17 protein-coding genes, 1 pseudogene and 1 CRISPR repeat array are annotated in these 24,814 nt (G+C 47.3%); of the genes and pseudogenes, 11 read left to right on the forward strand and 7 right to left on the reverse strand.

The features are described from left to right. The 5 genes and pseudogenes from cas6e to ACO0K2_RS09335 all read left to right on the forward strand — a co-directional run. Positions 1-702: a type I-E CRISPR-associated protein Cas6/Cse3/CasE gene (cas6e, locus tag ACO0K2_RS09315; RefSeq protein WP_423018004.1), complete on the forward strand. Its 702-nt coding sequence runs from the start codon at positions 1-3 to the stop codon at positions 700-702. 3 nt (positions 703-705) lie between these two features. After that, entirely contained in the window at positions 706-1,617 is a 912-nt protein-coding gene (cas1e, locus tag ACO0K2_RS09320) for a type I-E CRISPR-associated endonuclease Cas1e (RefSeq protein ID WP_423018006.1), read from the forward strand. Beyond that, positions 1,598-1,900, forward strand: coding sequence for a type I-E CRISPR-associated endoribonuclease Cas2e (gene cas2e, locus ACO0K2_RS09325; RefSeq protein WP_423018008.1), 303 nt, complete (start codon positions 1,598-1,600; stop codon positions 1,898-1,900). Before cas1e ends, cas2e begins: the two co-directional genes overlap by 20 nt. 100 nt (positions 1,901-2,000) lie before the next feature. Next, a CRISPR array of direct repeats spans positions 2,001-4,409; the repeat unit is 29 nt; unit sequence GTGTTCCCCATGCCCATGGGGATGAACCG. 95 nt (positions 4,410-4,504) lie between these two features. Continuing rightward, entirely contained in the window at positions 4,505-4,633 is a 129-nt protein-coding gene (locus ACO0K2_RS09330) for a hypothetical protein (RefSeq protein WP_423018010.1), read from the forward strand. A gap of 1,838 nt (positions 4,634-6,471) precedes the next feature. After that, positions 6,472-6,834: pseudogene (locus tag ACO0K2_RS09335) on the forward strand (Arm DNA-binding domain-containing protein); the annotation flags it as partial. Between the two features lie 646 nt (positions 6,835-7,480). On the opposite strand, the gene ACO0K2_RS09340 reads toward ACO0K2_RS09335, so the two are convergent. Together ACO0K2_RS09340 and ACO0K2_RS09345 are read right to left on the reverse strand one after the other, a co-directional pair. Then, positions 7,481-8,977: an ATP-binding protein gene (locus tag ACO0K2_RS09340; RefSeq protein WP_423018012.1), complete on the reverse strand. Its 1,497-nt coding sequence runs from the start codon at positions 8,975-8,977 to the stop codon at positions 7,481-7,483. Between the two features lie 351 nt (positions 8,978-9,328). Next, positions 9,329-10,186 (reverse strand): hypothetical protein, encoded by an 858-nt coding sequence (locus tag ACO0K2_RS09345; protein WP_423018014.1) that lies wholly within the window; start codon positions 10,184-10,186, stop codon positions 9,329-9,331. A gap of 414 nt (positions 10,187-10,600) precedes the next feature. Here ACO0K2_RS09345 and ACO0K2_RS09350 point away from each other — a divergent pair, with 414 nt between their 5' ends. After that, entirely contained in the window at positions 10,601-11,245 is a 645-nt protein-coding gene (locus ACO0K2_RS09350) for a GNAT family N-acetyltransferase (protein ID WP_423018016.1), read from the forward strand. A 10-nt stretch (positions 11,246-11,255) separates the two neighbouring features. Here the strand turns inward: ACO0K2_RS09350 and ACO0K2_RS09355 are convergent, their stop codons facing one another. Continuing rightward, a complete protein-coding gene (locus ACO0K2_RS09355; RefSeq protein ID WP_423018018.1) occupies positions 11,256-11,684 on the reverse strand; it encodes a (R)-mandelonitrile lyase in 429 nt (142 codons plus the stop codon). 64 nt (positions 11,685-11,748) lie between these two features. Next, complete coding sequence (locus tag ACO0K2_RS09360) at positions 11,749-12,807, reverse strand: alpha/beta hydrolase (protein WP_423018020.1); 1,059 nt, start codon at positions 12,805-12,807, stop codon at positions 11,749-11,751. A 275-nt stretch (positions 12,808-13,082) separates the two neighbouring features. Between ACO0K2_RS09360 and ACO0K2_RS09365 the strand changes: the two genes are divergently transcribed. Then, positions 13,083-13,991 carry a LysR family transcriptional regulator gene (locus ACO0K2_RS09365; protein ID WP_423018022.1) on the forward strand — a complete coding sequence of 303 codons (909 nt, stop codon included), beginning with the start codon at positions 13,083-13,085 and terminating at the stop codon, positions 13,989-13,991. Between the two features lie 15 nt (positions 13,992-14,006). Here ACO0K2_RS09365 and ACO0K2_RS09370 read toward each other — a convergent pair whose 3' ends face one another. After that, positions 14,007-14,966 (reverse strand): alpha/beta hydrolase, encoded by a 960-nt coding sequence (locus ACO0K2_RS09370; protein ID WP_423018024.1) that lies wholly within the window; start codon positions 14,964-14,966, stop codon positions 14,007-14,009. A 341-nt stretch (positions 14,967-15,307) separates the two neighbouring features. On the opposite strand from ACO0K2_RS09370, the gene ACO0K2_RS09375 reads away from it, so the two are divergent. Continuing rightward, on the forward strand, positions 15,308-18,529 hold the full coding sequence (locus ACO0K2_RS09375) for a PAS domain S-box protein (protein WP_423018026.1): 3,222 nt from the start codon (positions 15,308-15,310) through the stop codon (positions 18,527-18,529). Positions 18,530-18,800: 271 nt separating this feature from the next. Here the strand turns inward: ACO0K2_RS09375 and ACO0K2_RS09380 are convergent, their stop codons facing one another. Then, positions 18,801-19,736 (reverse strand): LysR family transcriptional regulator, encoded by a 936-nt coding sequence (locus ACO0K2_RS09380; protein WP_423018028.1) that lies wholly within the window; start codon positions 19,734-19,736, stop codon positions 18,801-18,803. 210 nt (positions 19,737-19,946) lie between these two features. Here ACO0K2_RS09380 and ACO0K2_RS09385 point away from each other — a divergent pair, with 210 nt between their 5' ends. After that, entirely contained in the window at positions 19,947-20,936 is a 990-nt protein-coding gene (locus ACO0K2_RS09385; RefSeq protein ID WP_423018030.1) for an MBL fold metallo-hydrolase, read from the forward strand. Between the two features lie 92 nt (positions 20,937-21,028). Here the strand turns inward: ACO0K2_RS09385 and ACO0K2_RS09390 are convergent, their stop codons facing one another. Continuing rightward, positions 21,029-22,705, reverse strand: coding sequence for an alkaline phosphatase family protein (locus ACO0K2_RS09390; RefSeq protein WP_423018032.1), 1,677 nt, complete (start codon positions 22,703-22,705; stop codon positions 21,029-21,031). Positions 22,706-23,147: 442 nt separating this feature from the next. Here ACO0K2_RS09390 and ACO0K2_RS09395 point away from each other — a divergent pair, with 442 nt between their 5' ends. Both ACO0K2_RS09395 and ACO0K2_RS09400 read left to right on the forward strand, forming a co-directional pair. Further along, positions 23,148-23,786, forward strand: a complete 639-nt coding sequence (locus ACO0K2_RS09395; RefSeq protein ID WP_423018034.1) for an NAD(P)H-dependent oxidoreductase — start codon at positions 23,148-23,150, stop codon at positions 23,784-23,786. 223 nt (positions 23,787-24,009) lie between these two features. Next, a complete protein-coding gene (locus ACO0K2_RS09400) occupies positions 24,010-24,756 on the forward strand; it encodes a zinc-dependent peptidase (RefSeq protein ID WP_423018036.1) in 747 nt (248 codons plus the stop codon). The last annotated feature ends 58 nt before the right edge of the window (positions 24,757-24,814 follow it).

The raw sequence follows: 24,814 nt of genomic DNA on the forward strand, positions 1-24,814 counted from the left end.
ATGTATTTTAGTGTAATTACCCCTGTGAACTTGCGACAGGCTGCGTATGAAATGGCGCAGTCAGCAGCCTACGCCGAACATCAATGGCTATGGAAATTTTTTCCCAGCAATCAGGATCAGCAACGCGATTTTATTTTTCGTCGCTATGATCAGGAAGTGACGCCCCGCTTTTATATCGTCTCAAAGCGTGAGCCTGTTGCGTTTAGTGATATATGGCAAGTACAGAGCCAGCCTTACGCTCCGCAATTATCAGATGGCCAGCATTTATCGTTTCAATTGCGTGCTAATCCAGTTGTCACCAAAACAAACGACAAAGGTAAACCTCAGCGACATGATGTTGTCATAGATGCCAAGAAGCGTTTTCTGCTTGAGCATGGACTGACTGAAGATGCGACGTGGCGAGATTTGAAGCAAGACGAAGGTAAGCCTCTGCTTTACGATTTGACACAGCAAACTTGTCTCGATTGGCTGCAAAGTCGTTCAGACCGCCTCGGCTTCAGCATCGTCGCGGCGAATGTTAATGCCTACCAGCAGCACAGGGCGGATAAGCGAGAGATCCGTTTTAGCACCGTGGATTTTTCCGGGGAATTGATCGTTACTGACCATGAACTATTTCAGCACACGCTTTTTCACGGTATTGGGCATGCCAAAGCATTTGGCTGTGGTTTGCTTCTCGTGAAAAAGCTGAAAATTGAAAGTTGATTGATGCTTCCACCATTAAAGCCCATTCCAATTAAAGAGCGGCTATCCGTTCTGTACGTCGAAAAATGTCAGCTCGACGTACTCGACGGCGCCTTTGTGGCGGTAGACGTTACAGGTGTGCGTATGCACATCCCGGTTGGTGGCGTTGCTTGCCTGATGCTGGAGCCGGGTGTCCGCGTCTCTCATTCAGCCTGCGCGCTGGCTGCACGTGTTGGCACCTTACTGGTATGGATAGGGGAAGGGGGCGTAAGGGTCTATTCATCGGGGCAGCCGGGTGGTGCACGTGCTGATCGCTTGCTGTATCAGGCAAAACTTGCGCTTGATGACGATGCGCGCCTGAAAGTAGTCAGAGCGATGTACAAATTACGTTTTGGTGAAGAACCCCCACAACGACGCAGCGTAGAACAACTGCGTGGCATCGAAGGTGCCAGAGTAAGGGCATCTTATCAACTGCTTGCCCAGCAGTATGGGGTAGATTGGAAAGCGCGCAATTATGACCGTCAGGATTGGGATGCTGCAGATATACCCAATCGCTGTCTTTCTGCTGCGACTTCGTGTTTGTATGGCGTGACAGAAGCAGCGGTTCTTGCTGCCGGTTATGCACCTGCAATTGGCTTTATCCATAGCGGTAAGCCGCTCTCGTTTGTCTACGATATTGCCGATTTATATAAATTTGATACCGTAGTTCCGATCGCATTTAGCGTCGCTGCCAAGCCTGGCCAGAATCTCGAACGTGAGGTGAGGATCCGCTGCCGCGATGCATTTCGACAAAGCAGGCTACTCGAACGTATTATTCCGGATATAGAAACCATTCTTTCTGAGGGTGGGCTTACTCCTCCAGAATTACCTGAAGAATCTATTGCTCCTGCAATTCCTAACCCAGAGAGTATCGGCGATGTTGGTCATCGTTCTTGAAAATGCGCCGCCACGTTTGCGTGGCAGGCTAGCTATCTGGTTGCTGGAAATTCGTGCCGGTGTGTATGTTGGCAATTACTCCCGACGTCTTCGCGAACACATCTGGGATCAGGTCACCGAAGGAATCGAAGAAGGGAATGCAGTCATGGCCTGGCGCACCAACAATGAAGCCGGATTCGATTTTGTCACAACAGGCAGCAACAGACGAATACCTGTTGAAATGGATGGTACAAAACTCGTTTCATTTTTACCTGAACTAAGTGACGTAAATCGTCAAAATTAAGTAAGTCAGCGATCTTTAAAAATTCAGAAAAACGCAGAAAAAAATCGGTAGAATTGCGGAGGTCTTTTTTATCCTTAATAATCAATCGATTATATTTGGTGTGTTCCCCATGCCCATGGGGATGAACCGCGCAAAACGCCACCACGTAAAGCGAATGGACAGTGTTCCCCATGCCCATGGGGATGAACCGTATGGCGAGCAAATTACTCAGAAAGTGGTAAGGTGTTCCCCATGCCCATGGGGATGAACCGTCGGCGCACCACCTTCGCCCACCCAGTAAGCAGTGTTCCCCATGCCCATGGGGATGAACCCTGGCCGAACGGGACGACTATCGGTTCAATGGTGTGTTCCCCATGCCCATGGGGATGAACCGTCGTCATTACTCCCGAAATGGTCGGCCAGTCGGTGTTCCCCATGCCCATGGGGATGAACCGAGTATTGTTTTAATTCATCGAGAATTTTTAACGTGTTCCCCATGCCCATGGGGATGAACCGGGCGGCAAATTTCCGCACACGATCCCGCTGCCGTGTTCCCCATGCCCATGGGGATGAACCGCCGCCTTCGATGGCTTCGAATACCAGCGAAGCGTGTTCCCCATGCCCATGGGGATGAACCGATATATCCGACACACACCACGAAAGTGAGGACGTGTTCCCCATGCCCATGGGGATGAACCGTCTAACATCTTTGAAATCCGCATCGCCCTCGAGTGTTCCCCATGCCCATGGGGATGAACCGTCTTAAATATTGGAAAAAGCTTTACGGGAATTGTGTTCCCCATGCCCATGGGGATGAACCGACCTCCTACGCTCATTCCAGCAGTGAAGTGCAGTGTTCCCCATGCCCATGGGGATGAACCGTTTGGGCTTCCATATTGGACAAATAACGTATCTGTGTTCCCCATGCCCATGGGGATGAACCGCATGTGCTGTCGTATGGTTTGCGCCTAGATATGTGTTCCCCATGCCCATGGGGATGAACCGGTCGGCGCGGCTTATCACCTTGGTGATATTCCGTGTTCCCCATGCCCATGGGGATGAACCGCTCCTTCTTTAGTTTTTGCCAGTTGTTAAACTGTGTTCCCCATGCCCATGGGGATGAACCGCCGCTTACGGTTTTAGCTTTATCGAGGTATTCGTGTTCCCCATGCCCATGGGGATGAACCGGTATCGCTAATTCGTTGTAGTCTTCAGCACGTGTGTTCCCCATGCCCATGGGGATGAACCGAGATAAGTAAATTTGCTCTAATCTTAGGGACTGTGTTCCCCATGCCCATGGGGATGAACCAGAAACTGAGTCATTAACAACGGTTCGGCACAAGTGTTCCCCATGCCCATGGGGATGAACCGCCACCGCCCCCGCTGAGATTGTTTTGATTGCTGTGTTCCCCATGCCCATGGGGATGAACCGGCGCGAACGACAACGCCCCGCCCCCGCCGATTGTGTTCCCCATGCCCATGGGGATGAACCGACGCGCTACCCGAACGAAGCGCAGGCGCGCAAGTGTTCCCCATGCCCATGGGGATGAACCGTCGTCATCGTTCGTCGTGATCCATTGGTCGCCGTGTTCCCCATGCCCATGGGGATGAACCGCCTGGCGATACATCGCGGCCAGTGTGACCCCAGTGTTCCCCATGCCCATGGGGATGAACCGCAGATAACACCGCCTTGCTCGTTCCTGGGCTTGTGTTCCCCATGCCCATGGGGATGAACCTATCTGTTGCAGGTTCTACAGCTATTGATGGTAGTGTTCCCCATGCCCATGGGGATGAACCGCCTTTATGAGGCGAATGTAAATGCTATCCGGTGTGTTCCCCATGCCCATGGGGATGAACCGAGAAATGCAACATTTCTTCTGATTACGCTGTAGTGTTCCCCATGCCCATGGGGATGAACCGAAACTGTAGCAATGATTGCAGATACTGCTTTCGTGTTCCCCATGCCCATGGGGATGAACCGCTAACTCGTTGACAGTGAACGACCAAACAGGGGTGTTCCCCATGCCCATGGGGATGAACCGGGATGATGCCCATGCTTCAATGTGACTTTTTAGTGTTCCCCATGCCCATGGGGATGAACCGACCGCATCGGTCTTGTAACGATCAAGGGCGAAGTGTTCCCCATGCCCATGGGGATGAACCGACATACAAAGATGTCGGAGGGGTGCTGACGTAGTGTTCCCCATGCCCATGGGGATGAACCGCGAGACGCACCGACGCGCACGTTGCATAACCTGTGTTCCCCATACCCATGGGGATGAACCGAGTCCGCAGGCAGTTGCTGAGGTTCGCAAAGAGTGTTCCCCATGCCCATGGGGATGTACCGTTCGGGGCGTTCTTCAGATCAGAGGTCAAGAAGTGTTCCCCATGCCCATGGGGATGAACCGATTGTCAGTCGCCTTCTGTTCGTGAGCAACGAGTGTTCCCCATGCCCATGGGGATGAACCGGAGGTTTTGAGTACGCGGGATGATGCGGAAAAGTGTTCCCCATGCCGATGGGGATGAACCGCCGGAGCGGATACCGAGGCTTCTACTGGAGACGATTGTGCCATCGTCAGTAAGGCGGAAGCGGATATAGTAGTTGAGCAGGTGCGGAAGTTTGTGATGGACGAGGGTGACGCTGCTGGAATCAACATCGTAGGCAACTTCTACGACCTGCCGAAATCTGTTATCGATCAAGCGATTGAGGAGAAGGCTAAAGAATCCATCATCGGTGCCGCTACTGGTAATTAAATTTACCTGGTACTCGATGAGCATTCTACGGCTAAAAGCTCGAGGAAAAGCTCTTTCACGAATTCTAAGGACATATTGGCTTCAAAAATCTGTTGGGTAATGATCTCGAAAGGATGCTAAAAATGGTAGCGAGATTCGTTTAGGATAGGGCCATATTGATGTTGGTTCCTTCACCAAAAGCCAAGATAGAGCTACCTTTATTGCAACGATGTGGATGATGTACTCGCTCGGACTTCTCTCGCCTTTTCTAACGGCGTTAAATCTGTCCCGCTCGTAGCCATCAAAACTCTTAATGTTCTGCCAGTCTCGGTTATAGACCAAGCAATCAAGAGGAAAGGAGATAATTCTATCGATGGTGTCTCGTTCGGTAGTAAAGCATATGTTAACTTAGACGGGATTTGGTTGCCAAACAACTTAAGAGCTTTCTATTTCACGAATTTACGCATGAAGTTTTGTCTTGCCTGGCCGGTGGTAACTCTGAACTTCAAATGAATCGATTATTTATGTCTGCTGGTTGTTGGAGCAGCATGAAGGAAATCGAAGCATCATTCTATTAGCGCTTGCAATGAGATTGTCGGGCGAATTGAATGCAAATGTCTGCTTTTAAGCCAATTCTTCGGTAGCTAAAGGAATAGACGAGTGACTCAGTATCCGATTCTAAACTTGGATAAATAAATTTATTGCAATAATAAGACAATGGTGCGCAAAGTATGTTTTGCTTGCGCACCTTCTGCGCACCTTCTGCGCACCTTCTGCGCACCTTCTGCGCACTTTCTGCGCACTTTCAACTGAGTCCCTTCAAATTTCTTAAGGAGTCATTAGATTACATATTTGCACGCACTGAGGTGAATCGGGTTTCTAGGATTTATACTATTGCCCTTGAATGGAGGGTTAAATTTGGAATTGCCGTCGCTGCAGGGTCTTCCAACAAACAAGCGCTGTCTCTCTCTGGTAGTTTCATTAATACTTTGAGGAATTTAGTTAAGCCAATTAGCGAATACAATCGAAGATGTTATTAAACAGAAACATAAAACAATGAGAATGTTAATAAAGGCAGGTTTAGTAGCATTTCTGTTGTCGTTGGTCCTGATATTTGTGGCGGCATTCGGGACCGAAGCCAAAGGTGTGGTCTTTGGTATAGGATGTGAAACGATGATAGCCGCTTACTTCTTTATATTGCTAGAAAATTATCTGTCCGGAAGACCTGTACGAACAAGGGGTGGAGTTGTGAGTCCAAATGATTCCCCTTGGACTTATCGGGTCATTTATTTTTTCTATTTTCGATGGGAGCGATCGCTATATTGGTCTTTGCGAGTTCGTTTCTAATTTGTACCAAATAGAGACCAAGTTACGCTCGTCGGTTTTCTACAAACCTATATGCGTATGTCTAGGGTAACCAAATTTCTTTGACTGGTCGGCTCGCGTTAAGTCTAGCAGTATATTGAGTACATTTAGGATCGTGAGAGAGTAGCTAGATGAGGGGGTTTTGCCCACGGTTGCCAACTTATGACAATTATTTTTGCATCCATGTATGCACCCATAATAAATATTTTTTTTTCGAGAGCCTTTATTCATAAGGGTCTTGAAGTGTTGTTCGATTCCCACACCTCCAAGAACATACTCAAAGCTCTCAAACTTTGAGCAAATAACCCGCGATTTCCCAGTGAATACGCGGGTTTTTTGTTTCCTAATGCTTTTTAGTGTCCATTGGCATCCAAACTTTTTGTTGGTAATCTTGTTGGTACATTAAATACCAACAAAATAGATACCAACAAAATGCCTAAACTCGCTACGCCTAGCAATGACATTAAAGTCAAAAATGCCAAGCCCAAGATAAACTTTACAAATTAAGTGAAGCCGGTGGCCTGCATCTGTTGGTGAATCCAGATGGCAACAAATACTGGCGTCTTGCTTATCGATTTGATCCCAAGCAAAAGACGCTGGCGCTAGGCGTTTATCCCGTTGTGACCCTCAAGGACGCTCGTGAGAAGACCCTGGCTGCTCGCAAACTCTTGGATGCTGGTATCGACCCAGCTAAAGATCGTGATCAGAAGCGAAATATCGCCAATGCCACCTCAGTCAATACCTTTGAGAAAATTGCACGTGAATGGCATCAACGGAAAGATGAAGTAGATTTTTATCGCGCCGACAAGTGGATTTGCTTATCGGGCGGATGGCTGTCTTGGGCAATATGCGCGTAGCTATGTGAGCATCGACTAGCTAGCAAACGATACTAAATTCAATTTTGACCTGCCAAATGACAGAAAGTACTTCGGTCTTTGAGCTAACATTATTCCTGTTCTATGGGGTAAAAGACATTATTTAATTCTATAGATTGAGATCATTGATTTCGTAAATGCAATCAATTCCGGACATGAACATTGCGTTGATTATTGTGCGCGCTTTTTGCTTAAGGTTGGTGATGAAAAGCGCACGGTTAATGGCGAACCAAACATTCCAGGAGAGGATTGTCGCACGGTTATTTGAATAATGGACTTAATAAAAACAGTACTAAACAACCATGAAAACGTCACTCCGAATGTACAGGTTTTAGACGCGATTTTGAAACCAAAATTGCTCGATCAACTCAAAAGTTGAATACAAGATAAATATTATATGTTGTGGACCGAAGAGACCTATGTCTTGTGGGCGCGGTGGTTTATTCGTTTTTATGGCTTGCGTCACCTGGCAGAAATGAGGGCTCCCGAAGTCAACTAGCGCGGACGCAAACCGCCAATTCTGCTTAGAAGCATGCAAACGCTCCAAGCTGCATTCTCAGACAATGATACTCGGTCGAACGCTCGTACTTCCTGATAGCCTGATAACTATGATTAGAAAATGATTTATTTATTTGATTATTTTTGATTCTTTGAGTTCAACAGCTGCATGCGAAATTCGGCTACTGTACGCATCCCAACCTCCTTTACAAAGAAAGAAATTTTTCCCTACTACATAGGTATACAAACTGCACGGCATGAATTCAAATTTAATATTTTTGTATACTTTCGTAGCTGAAACGGTGCGCGATGTAACTCTAAAATGTTCTTTGAGTGCCGTGTTTTTTTCTGCAAGCTCGACACAATTTTCTAGTTCATCGGCGTGGATGAAAGGGCGATCTGACCATTTCACCTCCACTGCCCAACTTGGCGTTTGGGTTATTGTATCCAAATAGACAATGTCGACTTCACCGTTTTTCCACTGTGCATAATATAAAGTAGCTCTATCGTTATGCTGCCATTGGCTAAAGATGGCAGTTTCTGCCAGTGGTCCCATATCCGAGCTGTCTGCATCGATGGGGCCAAAAAGGGCGGCGCGCATCGAAGGATTTGTCAGGTAGACCTTAAAACTCATGGCACGTTTAAAACGCTTGGCGTTTTGATCGATGCGTTCAATTCTTTTAATCAAAAATGCTGCTTCCAGATATTCCAGATAACGGCCTATTGTATTTTTTGCTACGTTAGAATTTTTCGATAGGGTATCTAAAGAAATCTCGCGACCAGTGTTGTAGGCCAGCGTGGTAAAAAGGCGATTTAGTTCCTGGATATCGCTGATGCCATACAGACTGGGCAAGTCACGCAACAGTACTTTGTCGATGATGTCACCGCGGATAAACTGTTGTGGGTTTTCACGTATAGTTTCGCTGAAAACGGCTTCTGGGTAGCCGCCAAAGTTGAGGTAGTTTAAAAACTCTTCATTAAGAGCGTCAATTTTGTCAGATTCATAGCAATTGCTCGGGTCATTTACTTTCTCAATAAGTTCTGACTCTCTATCAATAAAACGCAGGTATTCAGCAAAGGTCAGCGGTGGCAATACGAAATTACTGAAGCGGCCAGCACCAGACTCGTTACTCTTTAATTTCAAGGCAGCGGCAGCTGAGCCGGTGACTACAAATTTGTAATCGGGGTAAGAGTCGACTAAAGATTTTAAATGGATTTCCCAGTCTTTGAGGTACTGTACTTCATCAAAAAAGATGTAGAGTTTGGTTTCTTTTTGATGATCAAATTCCGCATTAAAAACATTGAGCAAGCGTTCTAATGCCATGCCAGTATAGAGTGGTGTTTCTAGTGACAGGTAGAGGATATGATTGCCCGACACATCCGATTGCATCAGCTCTTGAATCGCATGATAAACCATGACCGTCTTACCCACTCGGCGCGGCCCCATCAAGACGACTGCGCGATTGATGCTGCTATCGGCGACCAGCCCCATAAATTCTGGAAAGTAGTCGCGCTTTGGTAGCTTGCTGAAGCGATTATCGATCCCAGCACCTTTTTTCCACCATGGGTTATCAAAATGTAAGCGTTTTAAGACGTCTTTCTCTGCGATGGCGAATACGGGTTCCATAAGAATGCCTCCAATTAAGATTAACCGATTGATCTTAATTGTAGCACTTTCAAAAACAAGATCAATCGATTGATCTTGTTTTTATTTTGCACCATATATTTTTTGAATATGTCGTACGTTACGATTCTTTTTCATTGTTCTTTGATTCCATCTCCATTTGCGTCGTCGTGATCATGCCATTGGGCGCGTACGCCGCTGTAGGCGTCGCGGTTGGGGGTGTGGTAGCGGTGTTTGTGGCCATCGCGGCGGTGTAGGGTGATGGTGGGTAGTGCTTGTCCTTTGCGGTTCGTGGCTTTTCCAATCAGTGGGAAAAGAAGCGCATCTTTTTTGATCGTTGCTACTGCATCTGCTCTATTGGCTGTTTTCTTTGTTGCGAACAGCAGGAAAAGAAGCGCTAGCAGACTCGTTTAAGTACTCTGCGTCGAAGCCGTTGATCAATTCATTAAATACAGTGAAGCCGAGCGGTTGTTTAGACTTTTCAACATAGTCTAAAAGATTTTGTACACCACAGGTTGGCACACAATTCCACGCTGAGCCGCGGCGATGTTCAATTCTAATTGAGACGGTATTGAAATTTTTAAAGTAATAAGCCATTGGTTTGAAACTTGGGTCCCACAAAGTCCCGACTGAGCGGCTTGCATGATAGTTCCCAGTAAGGATAAGTATTTTCTCCCGACTATTTTTGTTTATCGAGGATTGAACAAGATTGGCCATTGACTCATCATAATTCGCTTCTTGTTGGTGTGGTGCAAACGCAATCACACGTAATTGTTTGGTCACCTTGGCTAATACTCGGCTCATTTCGATCAGACTGAGAACGGCTTGACTTGAACGACCGTCATGGCGATTAGATGTCCAAAATGGACTGTTAAGCATTTTTTCAAGCTCGTCCTTTGTGCCATTCCCATGCATATACGTATCTAATCGTGCTTGCTCATTACTGGGAATTTCGACCCCCAGTAGGACAGTATGGCCTTTTGTTAGCAAGTCGCATAAAACGTCAGTAACGAGTTTTGGGCTTTCTTGAGTTCCATGTATCTCACCAAAAAAAATTACCTGTGCCGCGTCAAACACCGAAGGAATTGCGACTTTGTCTTCGCATTGACTATCTCGTTCTTTTACGGGTGAAGGTTCTCTGACTGCATCGGCATGAGCCGATAGGGAAAATGACAATGCGACAATCGTAATACAATATGCAATTAGATTCATTGAGTATGCCAACTTAGTAAAACCATCGAAAATAAATCGTCTGAAGCCATTGAACAGGCGAATAAATTCATTCCGTCTCCGCCCGATAAAAGTTGTTGCTGCGTTAGTTTTATATTGAAATGTGTGGCGTTTAAAAATCACATTTACCTTATTATGAATTTTACACGTAGGTCTCATTCCGATTGCACTCAACGCTATAAATTTTCAAACGCTGTACGAATTTTGCATTCAAGTAATGTGAATGTAACGCTGGGGTATTTTCTTGAATTGCCATGTTTTATAAGCCGTATTACTGACAAGGTTCTTTCGGACACGTCTCAATCGTAGATGACGAGAAACGGTGTTTTGACAGGCTTGGCAGTGTTTCGAAATTCCAATTCCAATATAATCCCCCACCAACGAGACACCAACCACATGCATCAACCCACCACGTCCATCAACACCACCAAAATTCACGACATAAAGCCGAAAGAAAATACAATGACCTTGAAAGAAGAAACCCTTACAAACAGATTAATCCTTTATCGTCCAAGAGCTGAGCATCTGTCTGCGGTCTATGAAATTCATGCTGATCCCAGAACGAATGTGTTTAATCCTCGGGGTGCGATCGATGATGTGGGTGAGGCGTCTGCAATGCTTGCGCATTGGCAATCTGAGTGGGAAGAGAAGCAGTGGGGATATTGGACTATTGCATTGAACACGGCACCGGATCGCATTATTGGTGTGGGTGGCATTTCGAGCCGGCCGCGATTTGGCGGGCATGATTTGGTGGAGCGTCTTCACCGTCAACAGGCTGCCAATTTATATTTTCGTTTGCGGCCAGAGGCTTGGGGTTCTGGGTACGCGAACGAAATGGCCAATGCGGCTCTGAATCTGGCTTTTCAACAAATTGGTCTTCAAGCTGTGTTGGGACTGACTCGTGAAACGAATACGTCGTCGAGGCGGGCACTTGAGCGTCTTGGCATGACGATGGTTGAAACCGGTTCGCCTGACCATGAACTGGGCGCGCAAGTGGTTTATGCAATCGATGCGGCGACGTATTCTAAACAAACTTCTTAGCCCATTCCCGCTAACATTGATGCGCGTCCTCAGGGCTTGTTGGACCAACGAAGTATTCCTCGTCAGTCACCTTGTCCATCCACACGACAGCAACGCCATCCAATGCTTCTTGCACGGCGATGTGGGTCATGGCGGTTGTGGGCGTGGCACCGTGCCAGTGCTTGTGACCGGGTGGGCACCAGATCACGTCACCGGCGCGGATTTCGACGATGGGACCGCCTTCGCATTGTGTCCAGCCACAACCTGCTGTCACGATAAGCGTTTGTCCGAGAGGGTGGGTGTGCCATGCAGAGCGAGCACCTGGTTCGAAGGTGACGCTGGCGCACGATGTGCGTGCGGGGGCGGGTGGGGTGCTCAGCATTTCGATCCGAACTTGTCCGGTGAAAGCGGATTCCGGACCTTTGATCGAGGGTATCATTGACGGGCGCTTGAGTTCCATGTTGTTTCTCCGATGGTGGTGATGTGGTGCTGTCGTGACTTTTAAATCGTTATTTTTTTCATCGTTATTTCAAGTTCTTTTTGAAGAAGGACTCGAGCCGATCAATTGGGATTTTTTTCGCTTCATTGTCATAGAGGTCAACGTGGTTGGCATGAGGAACAATAAGGAGCTCTTTGTCGTTGCTGCCAACAGCTTTGAACGCGTCTTCCGAAAAGTAGCGAGAGTGCGCGTTTTCACCGGCAACGATGAGGATAGGGATACTGATTTCATTGGCATAGCTTAATAGTGGCATATTCATGAAGGAGAGTGGCATCGTGGTGTTCCATGCACTCGTCGAGTTAATAGAACGTTCGTGGTAGCCGCGCGGTAGACGGTAGTAATCAAAAAATTCTTTCAGTACGGGATGCGGATTCTCAGGCAATGTTTCTGGCAAGCCGCGATCAAATGCAATGACGTGTCCTTCTTGATCCACATAGATGTCATGATTGGAGCGGGCGATAGTGCCGCTTTCGACGTCTTTCCAGCGTTGTGCATTGAGATACTTGAGAACCGCACGGCGATCAGCCGTGGAATAGCGGTCTTTACCTTCACCAACCCCGTGTCCCATGGCACGGCTCATGTCGTACATGACGCTGGTTGCCACTGCATGAACGCGCGTATCGGCTGCAGCCGCGTTTAATGCCATACCGCCCCAACCACAAATGCCGAGAAGGCCGATACGATTTCTGTCGACTTCTTTTTGTGTACCCAGAAAATCGACGGCGGCACTGAAATCTTCGGTATTGATTTCTGGGGATGCGAGATTCCTTGGCATGCCGCCGCTTTCGCCGGTGTAAGACGGATCGAATGCCAGGGTCATAAAGCCACGTTCGGCGAGTGTTTGAGCGTACAGTCCGCTGGACTGTTCTTTGACGGCACCAAAAGGCCCACCAACCGCGATCGCGGCAAGGCTATGGATCTCAGAGTTTTTAGGGACATACAGGTCGGCAACGAGTGTGATGCCGTAACGGTTCTTGAATGTGACTTTGCGGTGATCGATGCGCGTGCTCAGTGGGAAGGTTTTATCCCATTTGTCGGTGATGCTGATTGGATCATTCGGATTGGTGCTTTGTGAATAGCTCATGGTAGATACTCCAATGAAAGTGAGAGTAAGTAATAAACGCGAGGCGATTGTTTTGATCTTGTTTCTTTGAGTGGTCATGGATGAACTCCCATTGCGGCGCGCTAATGCCTTGCTGTTGTAGTAGATAAATCATTGCGTTTTGTATTCTAATGAGCGTGAATTTGTATGAATAGACGGTAAAAATAGATAAGATTCATGTGTTGAAGTTATGAATCGATTGATCCTATCGAGGAATATACTGAGCTTATTTCTGCCGTTAACAGGGGTGAAAGCGGATGACCTACCGAGAAAATTACAACGATTTATATGTGTTTATGCTCGTGGCTCGCGAGGGAAGCTTTACGAAAGCAGCGGCAAAGCTGGGCATTGCCCAATCAGGTGTGAGCCGCACGGTCAGTGATTTGGAAGCCCGTTTTGGGGTGCAACTGCTCACCAGAACGACGCGCAAGTTATCGCTCACGAAGGCAGGGGAGCAACTTTTTCAGACGACGCAAGCGAGCTTTCAGGTGCTAGATGCAGGTGTGTCGACGTTGGCGCATTTCCGAGATACGCCTTCAGGCACCGTGCGGATCAATGCAAGTCAACATGCCATCGATACGATACTCTTGCCGAAGCTGAAGGTGTTTCAGCAGCGTTATCCGGATATTCGATTGGAACTCATTAGTGAGAATCGGTTCGTCGATATTATTGAGGAGCAGTTTGATGCAGGGATCCGATTGGGAAGTGATGTGGGTGAGGGCATGATCGCCGTACCGATTGCATCGCCGATGGTGATGGTAGTGGTTGCGACTGGCGAACATTTTCAGCGCTATGGATTTCCGTCGACACCGCATGATCTCGATGTGCATCCTTGCATCGCTTATCAGTTCAAAGATGGGAGTACCTACGATTGGGAGTTTGTGATCGATGGAAAAACCTTCAAACACAAACCCGTCGGGCAGTGGGTGTTTTCTGATACCTACATGGAAGTTGCGGCTGCGCGAGAAGGCTTGGGATTGGCTTATGTCCCCGAGAGTCTCGTTACCCAAGATATCGAACATGGACGGCTGATATGTGTCTTGAAGTCTTTTAGCATTCGCTTATCGGGTTTGTATTTGTATTACCCTCATCGTAATGTCTCACCTGCATTACGCGCCGTGATCGATACATTGCGGATGCCAGATAGCCATTTCCCCATTGTTTAACTGGTTGTTGCTTCGCTACTTGTTGGAGCCAGCGCGTATCAAAAATTGTAGCGGTAACGCCAATCGCTTTGACCAATCATCCTCATCATGCTTCATGCCGGGGAAAACTTGGGTGATGAAGTGTTCATCATCGTAACCTTTATCACGCACGATAAGATCAACAAAAGACTGCGGCACTTGGTATAGCGCATCAAGTGTCTCCGTTCCATGATCCATGTAGATGCGGTGATGCGCTGGATCTGGAAGATGATGTTGAAGATAATTAAAAAAAGCTAACGGGATCGCTGCGTTTGCTGTAAATGTTCCTGGCCAATGCGTTGATAAGCATGCCGCGCCGCCGAATACGGATGGGTATTCACTCATGGCATAAATTGATATCAATCCACCCATGCTCGAACCCATGATAAGCGTGTGATCGCGATCTGGCATCGTGGAGTACGTTTTATCGATGTATGGCTTCAGTTCTTCCACCAAAAAACGTAAATAACGGTCCGCACGGGGTTGGCCGTCGAGTGCCTTTTCGATCAACTGCTTGCGTAGCGGCTCGTCTAAATAAGTGAGTGCTTTTTCCGGGAAGTATTCACTATGACGCAACGGCGCGATGTTCCAGATACCGACAATAATCGTATTCGGTAGCGCACCACTGGATAGAAGCTGATCGACTGCACGGTCGACATGCCACGCTTTTTTGTTCCATGTGATCGCGGCATCGTAAAGCATCTGTCCATCATGCATGTAAAGAACGTTGTAGCGTTGATGTTGATCGTAATGAGGTGGAAGCCAAACATCGATATTTCGCGCATTGACGAACTGCGACTGAAACAACGCAATGCGATCAATCTTGCCGGAAGTGACGGTGGGGATACTTGATTCGTCCGCTTGCTTACCCATGTTCGCCGCCATCGATGGGGCACCATAGCCTATCAAACCAGCAATCGACAGCACGATGAACGGCAATCTCAACCATGTGCGCATTGTTTTATCTCCGATATCTTTTTAAAAATGGACGAACGTTCTTTTTTAAGCGCCTCTTGTGGGCAGCGAGTCGATTTTATGTCACTTTTGAGCGATTGAATATGAAATGCAACATCCTTCATCACAATTTGATAAAACGAAATTCATCTCCTATATTGATATTTATGCAAAATAGTATTTTGCATTGGTGTGCATGCTGCTTCCGATTACGATGATTCTTTCCATTCATTTTTTTCGCAAAATGATCTCTGCGGCGGGGATGGCTCCGCGGAAGGCACCCATGTTGGTTATCTAGTGTGTTTTCCCGTGAGTGTTTTAATCACAATAAGTGAGTGATGACCATGCCGACTTCAGTACGACCGACTTACTCATCAACCTTTGCTGACTTCGATGTTGATATTGTGGCAATGTTTGATCGCAAGCTAAGGCACACCTACGTCAATTCGACGATTGAGCATTACACGGGGATAAAGCCGCAAGACTTTGTTGGCAAAACGAATGTGGAGCTCGGTATGCCCCCTGATCTCGTGAGACAGTGGGATGCTGCATTGAAGCATGTGTTTAATACAGGTGAATCACGGGATATTACGTTCACGTTTCCGGGGATTGATGGTAGCCGTGATTTTCATACGCGTTTGATTGCAGAGCGAGAATCTTCGGGCGAAGTTTCTTCTGTGATCTCTTTTGCGCGTGATATCACTGAAGCAGAGATGGTGTACGGGGCGGCCTCGACACATAAATACGAGTCTGAACTTATTCAGGCGATTCTCGATTCTGTCGATGACGCGGTCATTGGAAAAACAATCGATGGCATCGTCACTAGCTGGAATGGATCCGCAGAGGCGATGTTTGGTTATCGAGCAGAAGAGATGCTTGGTCGCTCCATACTGCGTTTATTTCCCCCTGATCGTGTGAACGAAGAGAAATTTATCCTTGAGCGGTTACATTACGGGGAAAAAATCGATCACTTCGATACGGTACGAGTGCACAAATCGGGACGATTGATTCATGTCACTGTAACGACCACGCCGATCCGTAATAGCGACGGTAAAATTATCGGCGCGTGCAAAATCGTCAAAGATGTGACACCGCTGGTCATCGAGCGTCAACGATTGCACATGGCGTTATCAGCGAGCAATAACGCCATGTGGGATTGGGATCTAACGACCGGTCTACTTTTTCCTTCCGATCAATTTCTCGCGGTGACGCGGTGTTCTGGTAACGTCGATACACACGATTTTAATTTCTTCAAACAAACAATTCATCCTGACGATGTGGCGCAGACGTTAAAAGCGATGTATGCCTACCTTGAAGGGGATGAAGAGCGCGTTGAGCTTGATTATCGCTTAGCAACGACACCGGGCGAGCCTGAAGTATGGGTCACCACACATGCCAAGATCGTAGAGCGCGATGCGCAGGGAAGACCAACACGCTTAGTCGGTACCATCACCGATACGACGCATAGCCGACGAATGCATGCGGATCTTGTTGATCGCGAGCAGCGATTATCTCGGGTCATCGAGGGATCAGATCAGGGGTATTGGGATTGGAATATCCAAACAAATTCTCTCAATGTCAGCGCGCGCTGGGCGGAAATGTTGGGCTACCAACTCAATGAGATGGATTTAGCGGATGGCGGATATGAGAAGTATTTCCATCCGGAAGATTTAGTGGTTGTGATGGAAACCGTGCTGAAGCATTTGCAAGGTAAATTGCCGTATCTTGAGCATGAACTGCGTTGCTTGACGAAATGCGGGCAGTGGCGCTGGGTCTTGACGCGTGGAAGGGTCGTTGAGTGGGATGAATACGGTAATCCGCTCATGCTCTCTGGAACACATACCGATGTGCATGCGCGCAGAAAACTCGAAATGGCCAAAAGAGAGGCCGCGACGGTCTTTGAGAATAGTTATGACGGTATTATTGTTGTCAGTCCGAAAGGGCTGATCACCCGCACTAATCCTTCATTTACCCGTATTACTGGCTATAAAGAGATGGAAGTGGTCGGCAAGTCTTACAGAATGCTGTTTTCTGAACCCCAAAGCCACCGGTTTTATGATGAGTTGAAAGCGTCTTTGGCGAACAATAAATACTGGACTGGCGAAATTTGGAGTCGTAAAAAAGACAGGCAACCTTATCCCGCCTTGCTTTCGATTTCAAGCGTGGTGGATGATCGAAATCATATCGAGCATTACATTGGCATTTTTTCCGACATCAGTCGTATCAAAGAACACGAAGCTGAGTTAGATCGTGTTGCCCATTATGATCCACTCACCGGGACACCAAATCGCCGCTTATTGTCTGATCGTTTGGAGCAATCAATTTTAAGGGCAGATCGTCATAACAATACGCTGGCCGTTTGTTACATCGATCTCGATGGCTTTAAGTACGTCAACGATCACTATGGCCATAAAGCCGGCGATGATCTTTTGGTTGCCATTGTCAATAATCTCAAAAATGTCTTGAGAGCGGAAGATACCTTATCGCGCCTTGGTGGCGATGAGTTTGTGCTCTTGATTAACGATTGCGGGTCACCTGCTGAGTGTTCCATTATCTTAGAACGGATTTTGGCAACGATTCAGCTCCCTGTCACTGTCGATGATGTCGTGTTGACCGTGTCCGGAAGTATTGGTGTCAGCTTATATCCCCATGATCATTCGGATGCCGATTCTTTACTCAGACATGCGGATCAGGCGATGTATCGTGCGAAAGAGGGCGGTCGTAACCGCTATCACTTATTCGATCCAGACAGCGACCACAAAGCACAGCAACAAAGGGAGATCATTAGTCGCATGGGAAGCGCTCTGACCGACAAAGAACTCGAATTGTACTTTCAGCCTAAGGTTGATTTAACAACGGGTGCAGTGGTTGGCGCAGAAGCATTGATTCGCTGGCGGCATCCAGAACTTGGGCTGTTGAGTCCTGCTGCGTTTTTACCTCAAATTGAAGGCAGTACCGCTGAATATCCCATCGGAAAATGGGTGATCGCTGATGCGCTCGATAAGATGGGACAATGGATAGCACAAGGATTCCCATTGAAAGTGAGCGTTAATGTGGGCGCCAATCAACTGATGCATCCTGATTTCCTTGATGATTTACGGCAGCTCATAGCAATGCATCCCGAAGTGCCCGCAGAATTTTTAGAGCTCGAAGTATTGGAGAGTGTTTCCATCAGTGATATGCCACGCACTGTGCAGATATTGGGTGAGTGCCACAATATGGGCGTCAAACTGGCATTGGATGATTTCGGGACTGGCTATTCATCGTTAACTTATTTACGCAAACTGCCAGTGGATACACTGAAAATTGACCAGAGCTTTGTACGCGATATGCTGACCGATCAAGAGGATTATGGCATTGTCACGGCAGTGATTAGCCTTGCTGGTGCCTTTAATCGACAAGTGATTGCTGAAGGTGTCGAAACACTAGCGCATGGTGCCGCGCTGCTCCGGATTGGTTGTCAGCTGGTGCAAGGCTTTGGGATAGCGCGACCTATGCCTGCTGAGGATATTGTTGCTTGGACTGAACGATGGGCAAAACAGAAACGGTGGGAAACACTTTCTTGATCAATCCGCAACCATCGTTGGATGGATCGTTTGTCTCACTTATGACGCCAAGCCCAACGCCGCTAAGGTAGCGATGATTGTTTCGGCGATGCTTTCGGTCATGGTTTCTGGGGTGGTGCGCTGTGATTGCATAGGACGTCTTTCTTATCACTGAGTCGATGGCATTTGTATTTGTAGCTTTCGCTGTCATTGACATCATGCCTGAAAGACGTTGATAGATAAAATAAATTGTTTTTATTCAATCGATAGTATTTTTATCGTCTTTACCCATTTATGCAAATCCGAGTGCACGGTCCCAGACGGGTGGTGTACCAAATTCTTGTCGCAGGTGATTGATAAACAACTGGGCTTTCGCCGCATGTGATCGTCCAGGCAATCGTACAGCATGAATCCCTGCATTTGATTTATGAGCGGCTTTTTGAATGGCGGGTAGTTCGCTCTCGAACAAGATCTTCAGTTTTCCCGCCGCGACCATATCGCTCACAATAAAGCTGGCAAGGTGGATGATTCCCATCCCAGCAACGGCCGCTTGCATCAATGCTTCTACATCGTCAGAGCGGAAACTCCCTTTGACGGCAAGCGCCTTGTTTTGATTAAATCCGTTGAAAAACCACTCATAAGGCAAGTGCCGAGTCGTTTTTTTGAGGCAGTTATGATGCACCAGATCTAGAGGGGTCTCTGGAATGCCATGCCGTTCTAGATAAGCAGGGCTGGCGCAAGCAAGACGGTTCAACGGTGCAAGTTTGGTGGCGATCAAATCGCTGTCAGGTAGCGTGCCAATCCGTATTGCAACGTCTAGGCGCTGCTCCGCAAGATCAATCACTTGGTCGCTCAAGTGAAGATCAATCTCCATGAGGGGGTATTGTTTTAAAAAGCTTGATACTGCCGGGGTCAGATAGCGTCGTCCAAAGGCAGCAGGCGCTGTGACACTCAAGAGGCCACGTGGATCCGCACGTAAGGCGGATAACTCATCTTTGGCATCATCCAGCTCCGAGATCATGCTTTTTGCGCGTGGCAAGAAACGTTCGCCAGCATCAGTTAGAATGATTGCGCGCGATGTGCGATGGAAGAGTTTCGTGGCGAGGCTTGCTTCGAGTGCGTCAATTTTTCTGGCGACAGAAGAGACTGCAATACCCCGCTGTTGGGCGACTTTGGAGAGATTGCCGGTTTGTGACACCTCAAGAAAAATCCTTAGATCATCTAACATTGCTCGCGCTCACTGTGATTGGGTCGTGGAATCTGTTTCAAATTGTGTTTTTGACGCTTGATTATTGGTTTTATCTTAGCGTAATTCGCAAAATGGTTTTGCAAATTACCTTATTGTTCAATTTTTAGCAATCTATAAAATAAAACGGTGGTTAAAATGGGGGTGGTAATCTCCCATAACCTTTCCTTTGTTACCAAAGACTGAAAGAAAATGATGAAAAATAAAGCCTTCATGAAGTTAGCAATTGCTGCAGCGTTATCAACATCGGTTGCTGTTGGTACGTTCTATTCAACAGGCGCACTGGCTGCTGCGCCAATGGCAAAAGTACCAGCGCCAGGTTTTTTCCGCTTTACACTCGGTGATTTCGAAGTGACTGCCTTGAGCGATGGCACAGTGGATTTGCCAGTGGATCAGTTACTCAAGCAAGCACCAGAGAAAACTAAAAAAGAATTGGCAAGTGCGTATCTGAACGTGCCAACGGAGACATCCGTCAATGCCTACCTGATCAACACCGGTAGCAAGCTCATTTTGGTTGATAGTGGTGCAGGCGCGTTGTTTGGCCCAACCCTTGGCAAGTTGCTCGCCAATCTGACAGCTTCCGGCTATAAGGCCTCTGATGTCGATGAAATTTACATCACCCACATGCATCCAGATCACGTCGGTGGTTTGATGCAAGATGGTAAGTTGGCTTTTCCTAATGCCGTCGTACGCGCGGATGAACGCGAATCTGACTACTGGCTGAGCGATGCTAATCTGGCGAAAGCACCAGAAGGCAATAAAGGTTTTTTCCAAGGCGCCATGGCCTCTTTGAAACCGTATGTTGAAGCGAAGCATTACAAACCATTTAAGTCCAATGGTGAGTTGACGCCAGGCATTACTTCCTACTCCAGCTACGGTCACACAGAAGGACACACGTCTTATGTAGTTGAAAGTCACGGTAAAAAAATGGTGATTGCTGGCGATTTGATTCACGTTGGCGCAGTTCAATTTAATCATCCGCAAGTGACGATCGGCTTTGACACGACACCAGAAGCAGCGATGAAGTCCCGTTTCCGTGTATTTGATGAAGCCGCAAAAGAAGGTGATATCGTTGCAGCAGCACATATCCCGTTCCCTGGTCTCGGTCATCTGCGCGTGGTTGGTTCCGGCGCAACGAAATCCTACCAGTGGACACCGCTGAACTATACGCAGCCACGTTAATCGTAGAGGCGCGTTAAGCCCGTTTAGAGCAATAACAAAAAAACCGCGTGAATCGCTTCACGCGGTTTTTTTATGGGGCAAATCCAATATTGTTACTTCAGTGCCTCGCTCAAAATACGTCCTTCTGAACCTGAAGGCGGGCGGATTTTAAGTACTTGCGACAATGTTGGTGCAATATCGACTACCTCGGCGTAGTTTGTGTAATTGCCTGGTTTGATCCAATTTTTACCCATGACCATCAGCGGAACATTGGTGTCATACGAGTAAGGAGAACCATGTGATGTACCGTGATTGCCACTACCAAAATACCAGTATTGTTTCGTCACTAGCATGATGTCACCAGAGATTTGGCGATTCCATGCACGCTGCATCAATTTAGCGATACGTGTGTCGGGCAATGCACCTTGTTCCAATTGAGTGCGGGTGAAAGCGTTGGCAATGCCCGGATAGGTCAGCAAGAAGCGCGCTGCGGCGTTTTCTACCTCTTCACGCTTCAGATTCTTTTGCGCAATCAATGGATAGTCGAGCAAGACCAATGGGCTAGACCATTTGATCGCTAACTTGTCGCTACCAAATTGCTGGTTTAACTGCTTGTTCAGCGCAGACATCATGTCTTTGCTGTTGATACGCTGCGCATCACGTTTGATGGATTGCGAGAATTCTGGCGTATTTGGAAAACCATGATCCGCTGTCAGAAGAATGACGGTGTTATCGAGTCCGACGCGCTTGTCCAAATAGGTGAAGAAGTTCGCTAACAAACGATCTAGACGTTGTAAATGATCATGCGACATGCGGCTTTCGGGGCCAAAAGCATGATTAACGTAATCATGGCTGGATAAACTAATACCCAAAATGTCTGTAACGCCCGCTGGGTTTTTACCAAGGTTTTCACCTTCAACGGCGGCGCGTGCGAAGTCCAACGTCATTTCATCGACGAAAGGACTTGTCATCAACTTGCCGTAGTATTCTGCGTCAGGTTTGCCTGATTTACTTTCGTATTTGAACGGGAAGCGGTCTTTGGCGTCGCTAATGATTGCATCATCCGCATCATGGATGTACGCAGCGTCAGAAAGTAATGGTTTCCATTCCTGACCGTAGAAGCGGTCTTGTGGATGTTTGGAATGATATTCCTGAACCCAACTTGGATGGCTTTGTAAGTAAAAGCTGGTACTTGCAAAATCACCTGTTTTTTTCATGTAGATATAAGGTGTGCCAGCACGACCCGCCAACAGAATCGCACCGCGATCTTTACCAGAGACAGTGATCACTTTTGATTGATTTCCTGTTGCATAGCGAAGCTCATCGCCGACAGTACTGACTCTCAAATTGGTTGGCGCTGTACCATCATCCGGCTTGGTTTCTTCGCCGATATAGCGATAGTTGGTATCTTGCGTGCAATACATGCTTTCGTGGCTTGTGGTGTCAATCCATTCGTTGGCGATGATGCCATGTTGATAGGGATAGGCACCGGTAAGAACAGCAGAGTGGCCGACGGCAGTCACTGTCACGCCGTGTGCTTGGTGTGCATCGCTAAACCACGCTCCTTGATCCAATAAACGACGGAATCCACCCTGTGTGTATTGATCGCGATAACGCATCACTTGTTCTTGGGGCAAGCCATCAACGACTAACACAACAACAAGCTTTGGCTGAGCAGGTTTTTCAACGGCGAGGGCTGGTTGGGTGACCAAGCCTGTCGCCAATACCATACTGCTGATAAACATGAGCCGACGCAAAGGCCGAATGGAGGAAATGATTTTTTTTGTCATTGGAGTGTCAGTAAAAACAGGTTATAGGATGATGGCTAGAACACGTCTTTTCTCGTGGCGCACATCAAGGCGACTGCCGACGAAAAGCTAAAAATAGCAACACCGCAATCATATAGGAGAAATATTTCAAATTGATGAGCGTTGCGCCAGCTTCGTGCGATTGTGGTCAATTTTTTCTCATACTCGTCTTTTTCAAGTTACCCTGGCGGTAAATAGCGGGGTGTTCAGCGATATCGGGAGTAAAGAAAGAGGGATAAAAATGTGCTGATAAAAAATTAAACATTTCACAATAAAAGCATGTCCCTGCAAGAAATGAAATGTCCTGTTATAGTGTCATTGCGATCAACATACAAACTAGCTTGTATGTTTATGTAGAAGCTATTCGATCTCCGAAAGCTTGATTGCCCGATTTTTTTTATTAACCTTATCAAGGATAATGTAAATGAGCGATTTAATTCAAAAGTTGCAATGGCGTTACGCCACCAAAAAATTCAATCCATCCAAAGTTGTTCCACAAGAAAAACTGGACAAGATCTTGGAAGCGATTCGTCTGACAGCAACATCCAGCGGTTTGCAGCCATATGAAGTGTTGGTTGTGTCAAACAAAGAAATCCGCGAAAAAATCAAACCAGTTGCTTGGAATCAAGGTCAAATTACTGACGCCTCACATTTGCTGGTCTTCGCTGCGTGGGATAACTACACAGCAGAACGTATCAATAAAATGTTCGATCTGACCAATGATGTGCGTGGTTTCAAAAACGAAGGTTGGGAAAACTACCGCAACATGTTGTTGAGCACCTACCCAACCCGTGACGCTGAAGTGAACTTCCAACATGCAGCACGTCAAGCTTACATCGCTCTCGGTACGGCACTGGTTGCTGCTGCTGAAGAACAAGTCGACAGCACACCAATGGAAGGTTTTGATCCAGCAGCAGTGGATGAAATCCTAGGCTTGCGCGCGAAAGGCTTGCGTAGCGTTGTGATCCTGCCTTTGGGTTACCGTGAAGCAGAGGGTGACTGGCTGGTGAACTTGAAGAAAGTACGCCGTCCTTCGGACGATTTTATTTCTGAAGTGAAATGAGGCCTGAATTGAAGATGATGTAATTTCATCTTTCAACCGAGTCGAACAATAAAAACTGCCTTTTTTAAGGCAGTTTTTTTTCGCGTGATTCTTTCATTGGCGAGCATTGACTTTGATGCCTTCGGTCCCATGTGTCACTCATGAATGATATTTGGGCTGCCTCTCTATGATCTGGTTACTTCTTATCGTTGTTGCAGTGGTATTCGCCTTCGAGATGCCGCGGATGAGATTACGTTATGTCTTAAAGAAGGCATTCCCTTTGCCGTATTCGCGGATTTTACGAAAAAATCTACCTGAATATGCGCGGATGCCTACAGACTTACAAATGCAACTGAAGCGTCGGATCAGACAATTTCTATTTCAAAAGACATTTGTTGGGTGCGGCGGTGTCGAGATCACCGATGAGATCCGCGTCACGATCGCCGGCAAGGCGTGTATGTTGCTGTTAAATCGGCCGAGCGACGTCTATCCCAAACTGACGCATATTCTGGTTTACCCCTCCGCCTTTGTCGCTCCACGTCAGCAAATGCTCAGTGGTGGCGTCGTGACGCACACAAACCAAGGATTAAGTGGAGAGTCTTGGAGTGATGGACGCGTGATTTTGGCGTGGGATCAGGTATTGCAAGGTGGACACAATGCCATGCATGGCCAAGATGTTGTGATGCATGAATTTGCGCATCAATTGGATAGTGAAACGGGGCAAACGAATGGCGCACCGTTACTAAGTAGCGCTGCGGCTTACCGCGCTTGGTCGCAAGTTATGGAGAAAGAATACGAAGCATTATTGCAGGCAATTCAACACCATCATCACACCGTCATCGATCCGTATGGTGCGACGAATCCGGCAGAATTTTTTGCCGTCTCCACCGAAGCATTTTTTAAGAAAAGCAAAGAGCTCGCACAACATCATCCAGCGCTGTATGAGCAGCTCAGGAGCTTTTATCAGGTAGAACCGAGAGATTGGGTGTAGGCGTCAGATATTGCGCGACGAAGTAGTTGTCTTCGTCGCGCTTATTGGGAGGGCGATG

The sequence above is a fragment of the Undibacterium sp. MH2W genome, assembly GCF_049340215.1.
GTDB lineage: Bacteria > Pseudomonadota > Gammaproteobacteria > Burkholderiales > Burkholderiaceae_D > Undibacterium.